We start from the raw sequence: 13925 nt of genomic DNA, 5'->3' as shown, positions 1-13925 counted from the left end.
CCCATGGCAAACGTGCAAAGCGGCAAAATGATCGTCGGTCTCGATATCGGCACCTCCAAGGTGGTGGCATTGGTAGGCGAGGTCGCGGACGACGGCACGCTCGATATCGTCGGGATCGGTACGCACCCGTCCCGCGGCCTGAAGAAGGGCGTGGTGGTGAACATCGAGTCCACCGTGCAGTCGATCCAGCGCGCCATCGAAGAAGCGCAGCTGATGGCCGGTTGCCGTATCCACTCGGCGTTCGTTGGCGTGGCGGGCAATCACATCCGCAGCCTGAACTCCCACGGTATCGTGGCGATTCGTGATCGCGAAGTCAGCTCCGCCGACCTCGAACGCGTACTCGACGCTGCCCAGGCCGTGGCGATCCCGGCCGACCAGCGCGTGCTGCACACCCTGCCGCAGGATTACGTGATCGATAACCAGGAAGGCGTCCGCGAGCCCCTGGGCATGTCCGGTGTACGTCTGGAAGCCAAGGTTCACGTGGTGACCTGCGCCGTCAACGCTGCTCAGAACATTGAGAAATGCGTGCGTCGCTGCGGTCTGGAAATCGACGACATTATTCTCGAACAACTGGCGTCCGCGTACTCGGTGCTGACCGATGACGAGAAAGAACTGGGCGTATGCCTGGTGGACATCGGCGGCGGCACCACCGACATCGCGATTTTCACCGAAGGCGCGATCCGTCACACCGCGGTGATCCCGATTGCGGGCGATCAGGTGACCAACGACATCGCCATGGCGTTGCGCACCCCGACCCAGTACGCCGAAGAAATCAAGATTCGCTACGCCTGCGCCCTGGCCAAGCTGGCCGGTGCCGGCGAAACCATCAAGGTGCCAAGCGTTGGCGACCGTCCGCCGCGCGAGCTGTCCCGTCAGGCCCTGGCCGAAGTGGTCGAGCCGCGTTACGACGAGCTGTTCACGCTGATCCAGGCCGAACTGCGCCGCAGTGGCTACGAAGACCTGATCCCGGCCGGCATCGTGCTGACCGGCGGTACCTCGAAGATGGAAGGCGCTACCGAACTTGCCGAGGAAATCTTCCACATGCCGGTGCGCCTGGGCGTTCCGCATGGCGTGAAAGGCCTCGATGACGTGATCCGCAACCCGATTTATTCCACCGGTGTCGGCCTGTTGATGTACGGCCTGCAGAAGCAATCCGACGGCATTTCGTTCTCGGGTATCGGCAGCCGCGACAGCTACAGCAACGAAGAACCGAAAGGCGCCTTGCTCGATCGCATCAAGAGCTGGGTGCAGGGCAATTTCTAAGATTCACCGCAGCACCGTTACACCGTTGTAGATACAGGCAGTAGGCGAAAAAACTAGAGAACGTAAAGGAGAGGGAAAATGTTCGAACTCGTAGACAACATCCCCGCAAGCCCGGTTATTAAAGTTATCGGTGTTGGCGGTGGCGGCGGCAACGCCGTGAATCACATGGTCAAGAGCAACATTGAAGGCGTTGAGTTCATCTGCGCCAACACTGATGCCCAGGCGCTCAAGAGCATCAGCGCGCGGACCATCCTTCAACTGGGTACCAGCGTGACCAAAGGTCTGGGCGCCGGTGCCAACCCTGAAGTAGGTCGTCAGGCCGCTCTCGAAGACCGTGAGCGCATTGCCGAAGTCCTGCAGGGCACCAACATGGTGTTCATCACCACCGGCATGGGCGGTGGTACCGGTACCGGTGCTGCGCCGATCATTGCTGAAGTGGCCAAGGAAATGGGGATCCTCACCGTTGCGGTGGTGACCCGTCCGTTCCCGTTCGAAGGTCGCAAGCGCATGCAGCTCGCCGACGAAGGCATCCGCCTGCTGTCGGAAAGCGTCGACTCGTTGATCACCATTCCCAACGAGAAGCTGCTGACCATCCTCGGTAAGGACGCCAGCCTGCTGTCGGCTTTCGCCAAGGCTGACGATGTATTGGCCGGTGCCGTTCGCGGTATCTCCGACATCATCAAGCGTCCGGGCATGATCAACGTCGACTTTGCCGACGTACGCACCGTGATGAGCGAAATGGGCATGGCGATGATGGGCACTGGCTGCGCCAGCGGTCCGAACCGTGCACGTGAAGCGACTGAAGCGGCCATCCGTAACCCGTTGCTCGAAGACGTGAACCTGCAAGGCGCACGCGGCATCCTGGTGAACATCACCGCCGGTCCTGACCTGTCCCTGGGTGAGTACTCCGACGTGGGTAGCATCATCGAAGCCTTCGCTTCCGAGCACGCCATGGTCAAAGTCGGTACCGTTATCGATCCGGACATGCGCGATGAGCTGCACGTGACTGTGGTTGCGACCGGTCTGGGCGCTAAAATCGAGAAACCTGTGAAGGTCATCGACAATACCGTTCACACCTCGATGGCTTCCCAGCCGCAACAACAAGCCCCTGTTCGTCAGGAAGCTCCAGCGGTGAACTACCGTGACCTGGACCGTCCGACCGTCATGCGCAACCAGGCTCAGGCCGGTGCTGCGACTGCCGCGAAGATGAATCCGCAGGATGATCTGGATTACCTGGACATCCCGGCTTTCCTGCGTCGTCAGGCCGATTGATGAAATGTATCAGGGCTATGAAGGTGATTGGTGTTCAGCAAAGGCGTGGTCTGCTATCATCGCCAGCCTTTGTTGATACCAGTTCGCAATTTGCGCTGAAGCGGCCCAAGCCATGATTAAACAACGCACACTGAAAAATATTATCCGTGCCACAGGTGTAGGTCTGCACTCCGGGGAGAAGGTTTACCTGACCCTCAAGCCCGCGCCGATCGACACCGGCATCGTCTTTCGCCGTGCCGACCTCGATCCCGTGGTCGAGATTCCGGCTCGTGCGGCCAACGTCGGCGAGACAACCATGTCGACGACGCTGGTCAACGGTGACGTGAAGGTGGATACGGTGGAGCACTTGCTCTCGGCCATGGCTGGCCTGGGCATCGATAACGCCTACGTCGAGCTCTCCGCGTCCGAAGTCCCGATCATGGATGGCAGCGCTGGACCCTTCGTATTTCTGATTCAGTCGGCAGGCCTGGAAGAACAGGACGCCGCCAAGAAGTTCATCCGTATCCTGCGGGAAGTGACAGTGGAAGACGGCGACAAGCGCGCCACTTTCGTCCCTTTCGAAGGTTTCAAGGTGAGCTTCGAGATCGATTTCGATCACCCGGTTTTCCGTGACCGCACACAAAGTGCAAGCGTGGATTTTTCCAGCACTTCGTTCGTAAAAGAAGTCAGCCGCGCCCGTACCTTTGGTTTCATGAGTGACATCGAGTACCTGCGCAAGCACAACCTCGCACTCGGCGGCAGCGTTGAAAACGCCATCGTGGTCGACGCGGATGGTGTACTGAACGAAGACGGTCTTCGCTACGAAGACGAATTCGTGAAGCACAAGATCCTCGATGCAATTGGTGACCTCTACCTGCTGGGCAATAGCCTGATTGGTGAGTTCAAGGGCTTCAAGTCCGGCCACGCACTGAACAACCAGCTGCTGCGCAAGTTGATTGAGCAGACAGATGCCTGGGAAGTCGTGACGTTCGAAGACGCCAGCACTGCACCGATCTCTTACATGCGCCCTGTTGCGGCCGTGTAAGTAAAAAACCTCTCTAGTTTTTTAAAGGCTACCTTCGGGTGGCCTTTTTTTATGCGTGGGTTTTGTTGTGTCTGCACCGGCCCCTTCGCGAGCAGGCTCGCTCCCACATTCAGTCCGCGCCCTCCTGTGGGAGCGAGCCTGCTCGCGAAGGGGCCGGTTGGTACAATTCAAAACTCAGGCGCAAACCACCCGATTTCGCCCCCGTTCCTTGGCCTGATACAACGCCTTGTCTGCCGCAAACAGCAGTTGCTCCAGGCTGATGTCGCTCTCTGTCGTCCAGGTACTGATGCCGATGCTGACGGTCATCGGCTGTTCATCGCCTGCCACCGTTGGCAACTGCTCCACCTGCATACGGATGCGCTCGGCAATCTGCCTTGCACCTTCGTTGCCGGTTTCAGCCAGGATCACCGAAAACTCCTCGCCGCCGTAGCGGGCTACCAGGTCTGTCGGACGATGGACATTGGCGCCAATGACATCGGCCAGCGAGCGTAATGCCTCGTCGCCTGCCTGGTGGCCATGACGGTCGTTGAAGGCTTTGAAGTGATCGGCATCGATCATCAGCACCGACATCGGCTTGCCGGACCGTTGCGCCCGAAACCACTCGTGGCGCAGGGTCTGGTCGAGGGTTCGGCGGTTGGCCACGCCGGTCAAGGCATCGATGGCGGCCAGTTGCGACAGTTCCTGTTCGGCGCTGTAGCGCAGGCGCAGTGCGCGGCAGAGCAACCAGGTCAGCCATAGCAGCGCGATGCACAGGACGCCGGTGGCGCCGCTGATCACAATCGCTGTGCGCTGCCAGGTGGCGAACACTTCGTCGCTGGAAAGGGCCACGATGACCGTCAACGGCAGGTTGCCGACCCGGCTGAAGGTGTATAGGCGCTGCTGGCGGTCAACGCTCGACACGCCGTCAAAGCTGCCGCTGCCCTCGCGCAGCATGCGCACGACGTTGGGCCGGTCGGCGAAGCTTTTGCCGACTGTGTTGTCTTGCAGAAACGGTTTCTGCGCCAAGAGCACGCCGTCGTCGTTGATGATGGCCAGTGTGCCGCCGGTCCCGATGTCGAGGCTGTTGAATAACTGATCGAAGTACGCCAGGCGCATCGAGGCCACCGCGACACCCAGAAACTCCCCGGTAGTCGAAGAAATGCGCCGGCTGAAGCTGATTTGCCATTCGTCGGTGTAGTCGCAGTCACAGTGAGGCTTGAAGGGGCGGCTGATGAACATGCCGGAGTCACGATTGAACGCATGGGCGAGGAAATAATCGCGGTCGGCGAAGTTGCCCGGTTTAGGCTCGATCAATGTCGAGTCGGCAAGCACTTCACCCCGCTGATCCAGCAGCAGGATGTCGCTCTTGTAGCGGGCTGTGGTGGAACGGTCGAACAGCACCAGATGACGGATTTGCGCAGAAACCTGCTTCAAGTCATCCCGTTGCGCCGCGGCAATCAGACCTTGCAGGGTCAGGTCGTAGAGCTCCACCGTGCGCAACACGTCGGCATCGATCAATTGCGCAATGGTGGTCGCGCCTCGTGTGGCTGCCTGCTGGGCGTTGGTATGTTCGCGGATCAGGAGAAAAGTGACGATGCTGAGTATCGCAATGACCGTCAGGCTGCTGCCGAGGATCACCAGAATCTCGGGCCGTCCGGCGCTGCCTGAACGATTGGGAGTGCGGCTTCCGATCATGGGGGTTGATGTCTGCTTGGATGACTGGGTAAGCGTAGTTCCATAAACGTAGCAGCCAGGAAAAAGGCCGGTTAAATGAACCAACACAGGTCTGCCAGGGTGAACAGCACTGTGGGAGCAGGCTCGCTCCCGCAGGTTGTACGGCAGGTGTCAGAGTGATCAGAACACATTGATTGGATAGTCGATGATCACCCGGTATTCATCAGTGTCCTGATCCAGTACTCCGTAACCATGGCCGCCACGGTTGGTCGCCCATTGCAGGCGCAGTACCAGATCCTTGGCTTTACCGCTCTTAATCACGTATTTCAGGTCTACGTCACGCTCCCAGTGCTTGGCATTCTTGCCATCGGCGCTGTACCACGCGCTATAGCCTGGGCTGTCAGGATCGACCTGGGTCAGGTCCAGTTTTCCTCGTGAGTACGACACGGCTGATGTCAGGCCCGGTAAACCAAGTCCGACAAAGTCGTAGGCGTATTTGAGTTTCCACGAGCGTTCGTTCGGGCCGTTGAAGTCCGAATACTGCTGGGAGTTGTCGAGGAAAATGCTGTCGCCCTGGCTGATGTAGTCAAACGGGGTGTTGCCGTTGACCCGCTGGTAAGCGGCAGTGACGCTGTGATTACCCACGCCGACGGTGAAATGCAGGCTGTACGTGTTGTTGTCGATATCGCCCAGCAGCGCATCACCGGTGTCCTGCGTGTGATAGACGTGCAGGCCTGGGTTGAGGCTGATCAGGTCATTGACCGTGTAGGTGTAGTCCAGGTCGTAGTAGTACTGGTTCCAGATGTCCTTGAGTTCGGCGGCATACAGGCTGCTGGTCAGTCCCGGGAGGCCGCTCCAGGCCATACCGGTCCAGTTCAGGTGCTGGCTGTCCTGACCATCGGGCAGACTGCCGTAGGATGTGCCGATGCGGGTATGGCCGCTCTGGTTGTACGGTTTGGTGAAGCTGGCCTGGCCGCCTTCGATCATCACACCGTCGATGCTGTGGTTGGTCAGGCTGACGCCGCGAAAAGTCTGGGGCAGCATGCGGGTTTCGCCTCCGGCAATCACCGGGTTGGCCAGAAACAGGTCGCCGGCCTTCAACTCGGTATCGAAAACGCGCATTTTCAAGGTGCCGCCGGCGGTCGAAAACGACCCCGGCGCTTTGCCGTTGCCATCGCCGACCGGCAGGATGCTCGAATTGTCTGTGCCGCCACCGCCGTCGAGCTTGAGACCGAGCATGGCGTGGGTATCGACGCCAAAGCCGAGCTTGCCCTCGGTGTAGCCCGACTCGAAGACACCCAGAAAACCTTGCCCCCATTCAATGTTGTCGTCGGCCTGCTGCAGGCGATTACGGTGCATGTAGTAGTTGCGGGCGTTGAGGTTGAGGCTCGAGCCTTCGACGAATCCTGCGGCAGACGAATCATCGGCGGCCTGGGCGCCGGTGGCCATCGTTGCAGTGATTGCAATGAACAACGGTGTGGAACGGAATGGGAAACGCACGTGCGGTAAAGCTCCTTGGATCAACTTGGAACGTCACTGTTTGGGAAGTCTGAGATGTTTTTTTCAGGGGATGGCGAAGCAAACGGGCTTGGACCCACAACGAAAAAAAGCCGCTGATAGCAGCGGCTTTGAAGACAACTTTTCAAGGGGAAGAGCCGATGAAAAGTGTCGAGGGAAACAGGAGCGATGCGCGTCGATCAGCTGTCTTTCTCGGCCTGTGGCTGGGCCTGAATGCCCGATGCTTGCGGGGCCTGGGTGCCTTCCTGTGCTTTGGCCGTCATCTCGATCTGGTGTTCTTGGTAAGCGGCGGCGCGTGCGGCGTTTTGAGCGACGAAAGCCTGCGACTCTTCAGCCATGGCCAATGGCGTCACGAACAAAGAGGACAAAACGAAAGCGCTGGCAATACCCATACTGTTGGACATCTTTAAAACCTTCTTGCTTGGCAAGTGCTGTTTGGTGCGGGCAAAGATAAGGATGTCGGTCGATGGGAAAAAGAGCGGATTCATGAAAGGACTGTTGCGCAAAAGGCAACAGTTGGATGTTCACACGTTTGTGGTCAACCCGAAACCACTGTGGGAGCGAGCCTGCTCGCGAAAGCGGTTGAGCATTCAACACGTGTGTTGACTGACACACCGCATTCGCGAGCAGGCTCGCTCCCACAAGGGTAGGGGGTCAGACCGGCAGGTGAATACCGAAGGTGTTCATGCCGTGATCGCTGCGCACGAACACATCTCCGCCATGCATCAGCGCGATCGCCTTGACGATCGCCAGTCCCAATCCGTGGTTGTTGCCGCTGTTGCTGCGCGAGGCGTCGACGCGGTAGAAACGTTCGAACAGGCGCGGCAGATGTTCGTTGGCAATCGGCGAACCGGGGTTGGCGACACCGATACTGACTTGATGCTCCTTGGCTTCGATCCGTACCTCAATCACTTGTCCGGGTTCGGTGTGCTGCACCGCGTTGCTCAGCAGGTTGATCAGCGCCCGCCTCAGGTGCGCGATCTCGATCCGCACTTGCGCATCGCCGCTGACCTGCACCTGGACCTGAGCATCTTCGAGGATGAAATCCAGGTATTCCAAGGTTGTCGCCACTTCATCGGCCAACGACGTGGAGGTCAGTTTGGTGGCCTTGCTGCCCTGGTCCGCACTGGCGAGGAACAGCATGTCGTTGATGATTGACCGCAGGCGCTCGAGCTCTTCAAGGTTCGATTGCAGGACTTCGAGATAATGCTCCGCCGAGCGTCCACGGGTCAGCGCCACCTGAGTCTGGCCGATCAGGTTGGTCAGCGGCGAGCGCAGTTCATGGGCGACATCGGCGTTGAACGATTCCAGTCGCGAGTACGCCTGTTCGACACGCTCGAGCGTGGAGTTGAACGAATTGACGAACTGGTTCAACTCCGGTGGCAGTGATGACATGCGCAAACGCCCGGAGCGCAATGGCGGGGCCAGACGCTGGGCCTCTTGAGACAGCTTGATCAGTGGCTTGAGGCCGATCCGCGCCACCCAGTAACCCAGTGCCGAGGCCAGCAGCACGCCGACAATCGCCAGGCTGATCAGGGCGATCAGCAACTGGTGTTGAGTGTGGTAGAACGTTTCGGTATCGATGCCGATCATGAATCGCAGTGGTGGCCGTTGATCCTTGGCCGGGAACTGGCTGACCAGCACCTTGAACGGGTAAGGCTGATTCGGCAACGTCATGTCGCGCATGCCCAGCGGTCCCTGGGCAAACTCACGGATCCGGGGTGTCAGGTTGCCGTATTCGTAGTGTGGGTCGCCGCTGATGATCCAGAAGCTGATGCGCCTGTCTTCTTCACCCAGCAGCTTGAGCTTGTTGTTGATCTTCACCCAATGCTCGGGCGTGCCGTAACGGCCAACGGTGGATTCGAGCACGCTGTAGCGCGCATCCAGTTCGGCTTCAGGCAGCAAATCCAGGCCTTTGTCGACCTGTTGATACAGCGCCCAGCCGATCACCAGGAACACCAATAGCGCCACCAACGTGAACATGCCGCTCAAACGCAAGGCAATCGAATTACTGGACACCACGGCTCTCCAGCACATAACCCATGCCACGGATCGTATGCAGCAGTTTCTCATCGAACGGCCCGTCGATCTTGGCCCGCAAGCGTTTGATCGCGACTTCGACGACGTTGGCGTCGCTGTCGAAATTGATGTCCCAGACCATTTCCGCGATGGCGGTTTTCGAGAGGATTTCGCCCTGACGCCGGGCCAGCACACTGAGCAGCGAAAACTCCTTGGCGGTCAGGTCCAGGCGCGTGCCGGCGCGGGTGGCCTTGCGGCTGATCAAATCTATCCACAGATCGGCGATGCTCACTTGCACTGGTTCATGGCCACCGCTGCGGCGGGTCAACGCTTGCAGGCGAGCCACCAGTTCGAGGAAGGAAAACGGTTTGCCCAGGTAGTCGTCGGCACCATCGCGCAGGCCCTTGATGCGGTCTTCGACACGCTCGCGGGCGGTGAGCATGATCACCGGAGTTTGCTTTCGCGCACGCAAGGCGCGCAGCACGCCGAAGCCGTCGAGGCCCGGCAGCATGACGTCGAGGACGATCACCGCGTAGTCGCTTTCCAGCGCCAGGTGCAGGCCTTCCACGCCATCGCGGGCCAGGTCCACGGTGTAACCCTGTTCCGTCAGGCCGCGGTGCAGATAGTCCGCGGTTTTTTCCTCGTCTTCGATAATCAGAACGCGCATGACTCAGCCTCAGTCTGTGGTCGCCAGCGCCGGCAGCGCTGTTGGTTTAGGCCGATGGAAAAGCCGCTCCAGCCATAAGTATATGACCGGTGTGGTGAACAGCGTCAGCGCCTGGCTCACCAGCAAGCCGCCGACCACCGCGATGCCCAAGGGCTGGCGCAGCTCGGCACCGGTGCCATAGCCGAGCATCAGCGGCAGGGCGCCGAGCAGGGCGGCAAGGGTGGTCATGATGATCGGCCGAAACCGCGTCAGGCAGGCCTGGAAGATCGCTTCTTCCGGAGGCAGGCCGCCTTTGCGCTGCGCTTCGAGGGCGAAGTCGATCATCAGGATGCCGTTTTTCTTCACGATACCGATCAGCAGCACCAGGCCGATCAGCGCCATGATCGAAAAGTCCTGCCCACAGATCCACAGCATGATTACCGCGCCGAGCCCCGCGGCGGGCAGCGTCGAGATGATGGTCAGCGGATGGACGAAGCTCTCGTAGAGCACGCCGAGAATGATGTACACCGCCACCAGCGCCGCCAGGATCAACCAGGGCTGGCTGGCCAGCGAACTCTGGAACGCTTGCGCTGCGCCCTGAAAATTGCCGCTGATCGCCACAGGCATGCCGATCTCGGCCTTGGCCTGGTTGAGCATGATCACCGCATCGCCCAACGCCACACCGGGTGCGAGGTTGAACGACATGTTGGCGGCCGGGAACATGCCGTCATGGGCAATGGACAACGGGCCGATGGTGGGCGCATCGAACCGGGCCAGCGCCGACAGCGGCACCATCTCACCGCTCAAGGGCGAACGCAGGTAGAAATAGTTCAGGCTTTCCGCCTTGCCGCGCTGTTTGGTGTCCAGTTCCAGGATCACGTTGTACTGGTTGATCTGGGTCTGGAATTCGTTGATCTGACGCTGGCCGAAGGCGTCGTACAACGCTTCGTCGACATCGCTGGCGGTCAGGCCGAAGCGTGCCGCCGCGCTGCGGTCGATGCTGATGTGGGTGATGCTGCCGCCCAGTTGCAGATCGTTGGAAACATCGCGGAAGGCCGGGTTGCTGCGCAGTTTTTCCGTCAGGCGCTGGGTCCAGGTGCTCAGCACCGCACCGTCGTTGCTCTTGAGTACGTACTGGTACTGGGCCCGGCTCGGGCCGGAACTGAGGTTAATATCCTGGCCAGCGCGCAGGTACAGGACGATGCCCGGGACTTTCATCAGTTGCGGGCGAATCCGGTCGATGAACTCGCTGGCCGAAACATCGCGGTCACCGCGTTTTTTCAGGGCGATCCAGAATCGGCCGTTGGCGATGGTCTGGTTGCTGCCCGATACGCCGACCGAGTGAGAAAAGGTCTGTACGGCCGGATCTGCAGCGACGATTTCGGCCATCGCCAGGTGTTTTTTCACCATGTCGCCGTAGGAAATGTCCGCAGCCGCTTCAGTGGTACCGAGGACAAAACCGGTGTCCTGTACCGGGAAGAAACCTTTCGGAATGAAGATGTAACCGCCGACGGCCAACGCCACTGACAGACCGAAAACACCGATCATCAGCTTCTGATGGGCGAGAGCGCGGCGCAGGCCTTTTTCATAGAGGTCCAACAGGCGCTCGCCGAAACCTTTCTTGCCGTGGGCATCGTGCACCGGGGCGCGCATGAACAGCGCCGCCAGGGTCGGCGCCAGGGTCAGGGACACCACCACCGAAATCAGGATGGTCGAGGTGGCGGTCAGGGCGAATTCCTTGAACAGCCGCCCGACCACGCCGCCCATGAACAGCAGCGGAATGAACGCCGCCACCAGCGAGAAGCTGATCGACACCACGGTGAAGCCGATTTCCCCGGCACCTTTGATCGCGGCCTCGCGCATGCCCTCGCCGGCCTCCAGATGACGGTGAATGTTCTCCACCACCACAATCGCATCGTCGACCACAAACCCCACGGCCACCACGATCGCCACCAGCGTCAGGTTGTTCAGGCTGAAACCCATGAGGTACATCAGGGCGAAACTGGCGATCAGCGACACGCCGAGCACCGCCGACACAATCAGGGTCGCCGACAACTGGCGCAAGAACAGCGCCATCACCGCCACCACCAGCATGATCGCGATCAGCAAGGTGATTTCCACCTCATGCAGCGAGGCCCGGATGGTCTGGGTGCGGTCGATCAGCGTCTTGACCTGTACCGACGCCGGAAGCATGGCTTCCAGGCCCGGCAGCGCTGCCTGGATGCGGTCCACGGTCTCGACGATATTGGCCCCCGGCTGGCGGAAGATCACCAGGTTGACCCCCGGTTGCGTGCCGGCCCAGGCCTGGACGTAGGCATCCTCCGAACCGTTGACGACTTTGGCCACATCCTTGAGATGAACCGGTGCACCGTCCTTGTAGGAAACAATCAACTGGCTGTAGTCATCAGGATGGAATAACTGGTCGTTGGTGGACAGGGTCGAGATGCTCGATTCCCCGTACAGTGCACCTTTGGCCAGGTTGAGGCTGGTCTGCTGGATGGCCAGGCGGATGTCCGCCAGCGTCAGGCCGATAGCCGCCAATTTGTCCGCCGACACCTGGACACGGATCGCCGGACGTTGCTGACCGGTGATGGCGACCTGGCCTACACCGTCGATCTGGCTGATCTGACGGGACAGCAAGGTTTCCGTCAGGTCGCTGAGTTCGGGGCCGGGCATCAACGATGAGTTGACGCTGAGGATCAACACCGGACTGTCGGCCGGGTTGACCTTGCGCCAGGTCGGCAGGTTGGGCATGTCCTTGGGCAGCTTGCCGGCGGCGGTATTGATTGCGGCCTGCACTTCCTGGGCGGCGGTGTCGATGCTTTTGTCGAGGGTGAATTGCAGGGTCAGGATGGTCGAGCCGAGGGCGCTACTCGACGTCATCTGAGTCACGCCGGGGATGGCGCTGAACTGCACTTCAAGAGGCGTGGCCACCGAAGACGCCATGGTTTCCGGGCTGGCGCCGGGCAATTGTGCCGCCACCTGGATGGTCGGGAATTCCGCCTCGGGCAGGGGAGCCACCGGCAGGCGCGGAAAGGCGATGGCGCCCAGCAGCACCAGGGCGAACGTCAGCAGAACCGTCGCCACCGGATGGTCGATGCACCAGGCGGATATCGAGCCGTGGCCTTTCATTGCGCAGCCTCCGATTGCACCACCTGCGGCGGGTCGGTCAGCACTTGCACCGTGACACCGGGCTTGAGCCGCGACTGGCCATCACTGACCAGCACGTCACCCGGTGCCACGCCTTTGATGATGTTCTGGCCGCTGCCCTGGAAGACCATTTGCACCGGCACGGTTTCGACCTTGTCGCCCTTGAGCCGGTAAACGAAAGGCTGGTCCAGACCGCGCTGTACGACGGTGGGCGGAACCACCAGCGCGTCTTTGTCCAAGGCTGTCTGAATCTTTACCGTCACCAGCAGGCCTGGCCAGAGTTTCTGCGCGGCATTGTTGAATTCGGCCTTGGCGCGAATGGTCCCGGTGTTGGCGTTGATCTGGTTGTCGATCAGGGTCAGGTGGCCTTCACCCAGCAGGTTGCCGGTTTCGCCGTCGGTGTCGGCGCCGATGTAGGCCTTGACCCGGGCATGTTGCGGATCGCTGATCAGGCCTTGCAGGGTCGGCAGCATGTGTTGTGGCAGGGAGAACTCCACGGCAATCGGGTCGATCTGGGTGACGGTGAACAGGCCTTGGGTGTCGGTCATGCGCAGGAAGTTGCCTTCGTCCACGGTGCGAATACCGACGCGGCCGCTGACCGGGGAGCGAATTTGTGTGTAGGACAGTTGAACCTGCGCCGCATCAATCGAGGCCTGATTACCCTGAGCGGTAGCCTTGAGCTGATTGACCAGCGCCTGTTGCTGGTCGTAAGTCTGTTTCGATACGCCGTCGTCGACGCTCAGCAGCTTGTAGCGTTTAAGGTTGACCTGCGCCACTTGCAGTTGCGCCTGGCTTTCACCCAGCTGCGCCCGGGCCTGGTCGAGACTGGCGCGGATCGAGCGGTCGTCGATGGTGGCCAGCAAGTCACCTTTGCTCACCAGCTGGCCTTCCTTGACCAGGATTTTGGTAAGAATGCCGTCGATTTGCGGACGCACCACGACGCTGTGCAGCGACAGCACCGAGCCGATGCCGCTGACGTAGCGAGGGACGTCTTTTTCGACGACGCTGACCACGCGCACGGGAATGGCGCTGGGCGCCGCGAGCTTTGCCTTGGCGGGTTTGGTGGCATACCACAGGCCCAGCGCTGCCAGGAGGATCAGAAGGGCGACGAGCAGGGCGGGTTTTTGCTGGATTCGCATGCGAGTGAGGCGCCAGGGCTGGATGATCGACAGGTTGGTATGTTCCTTTATAAACCTGTTTGACGGTCAGGAAAGTGACTGCTAACTGACGGCGTTGTCAGTTTTGGCCTTGGCTTGGCGGCCTTATAGCCGACCATGCTGTGGATGGGGGTGTACATATCCGTTGCTGCGGTAACGGCGGCTTATGGTTTCGCCCTTACGGCGAGTCCCTTTTGTCAAACGACACAAAAGGAACCAAAAA

At 60.1% G+C, this 13925-nt stretch carries 10 protein-coding genes; 3 read left to right on the top strand and 7 right to left on the bottom strand.

Going from position 1 to position 13925, the window contains the following annotated elements:
- The first annotated feature begins 3 nt into the window (after nucleotides 1–3).
- The 3 genes from ftsA (at nucleotide 4) to lpxC (ending at nucleotide 3559) form a co-directional block, all read left to right on the top strand.
- Nucleotides 4–1263 (top strand): cell division protein FtsA, encoded by a 1260-nt coding sequence (gene ftsA / locus AC07ZE_RS24525; RefSeq protein WP_095192999.1) that lies wholly within the window; start codon nucleotides 4–6, stop codon nucleotides 1261–1263.
- Between the two features lie 78 nt (nucleotides 1264–1341).
- Nucleotides 1342–2535, top strand: coding sequence for a cell division protein FtsZ (gene ftsZ / locus AC07ZE_RS24520; protein ID WP_095193000.1), 1194 nt, complete (start codon nucleotides 1342–1344; stop codon nucleotides 2533–2535).
- A gap of 112 nt (nucleotides 2536–2647) precedes the next feature.
- A complete protein-coding gene (gene lpxC / locus AC07ZE_RS24515) occupies nucleotides 2648–3559 on the top strand; it encodes a UDP-3-O-acyl-N-acetylglucosamine deacetylase (protein ID WP_027619572.1) in 912 nt (303 codons plus the stop codon).
- Between the two features lie 174 nt (nucleotides 3560–3733).
- Here the strand turns inward: lpxC and AC07ZE_RS24510 are convergent, their stop codons facing one another.
- From AC07ZE_RS24510 to AC07ZE_RS24480, 7 genes are all read right to left on the bottom strand, one after another.
- Entirely contained in the window at nucleotides 3734–5233 is a 1500-nt protein-coding gene (locus AC07ZE_RS24510) for a sensor domain-containing diguanylate cyclase (protein WP_207266988.1), read from the bottom strand.
- A gap of 159 nt (nucleotides 5234–5392) precedes the next feature.
- Nucleotides 5393–6712, bottom strand: a complete 1320-nt coding sequence (locus AC07ZE_RS24505; RefSeq protein ID WP_207266987.1) for an OprD family porin — start codon at nucleotides 6710–6712, stop codon at nucleotides 5393–5395.
- Between the two features lie 197 nt (nucleotides 6713–6909).
- Nucleotides 6910–7134, bottom strand: a complete 225-nt coding sequence (locus tag AC07ZE_RS24500) for a hypothetical protein (RefSeq protein WP_207267883.1) — start codon at nucleotides 7132–7134, stop codon at nucleotides 6910–6912.
- Nucleotides 7135–7384: 250 nt separating this feature from the next.
- On the bottom strand, nucleotides 7385–8749 hold the full coding sequence (locus AC07ZE_RS24495) for a heavy metal sensor histidine kinase (RefSeq protein ID WP_207266986.1): 1365 nt from the start codon (nucleotides 8747–8749) through the stop codon (nucleotides 7385–7387).
- Entirely contained in the window at nucleotides 8739–9416 is a 678-nt protein-coding gene (locus AC07ZE_RS24490) for a heavy metal response regulator transcription factor (RefSeq protein WP_207266985.1), read from the bottom strand. The genes AC07ZE_RS24495 and AC07ZE_RS24490 overlap by 11 nt, the downstream gene beginning before the upstream one ends.
- A 9-nt stretch (nucleotides 9417–9425) precedes the next feature.
- Nucleotides 9426–12527 carry a multidrug efflux RND transporter permease subunit gene (locus AC07ZE_RS24485; RefSeq protein WP_207266984.1) on the bottom strand — a complete coding sequence of 1034 codons (3102 nt, stop codon included), beginning with the start codon at nucleotides 12525–12527 and terminating at the stop codon, nucleotides 9426–9428.
- On the bottom strand, nucleotides 12524–13684 hold the full coding sequence (locus tag AC07ZE_RS24480; RefSeq protein WP_207266983.1) for an efflux RND transporter periplasmic adaptor subunit: 1161 nt from the start codon (nucleotides 13682–13684) through the stop codon (nucleotides 12524–12526). The genes AC07ZE_RS24485 and AC07ZE_RS24480 overlap by 4 nt, the downstream gene beginning before the upstream one ends.
- Nucleotides 13685–13925 lie beyond the last annotated feature (241 nt).

Source organism: Pseudomonas sp. GW101-3H06, assembly GCF_059424605.1.
Note: the sequence above shows the minus strand (reverse complement) of the source record. Positions and strands in the feature narration are given on the sequence as shown.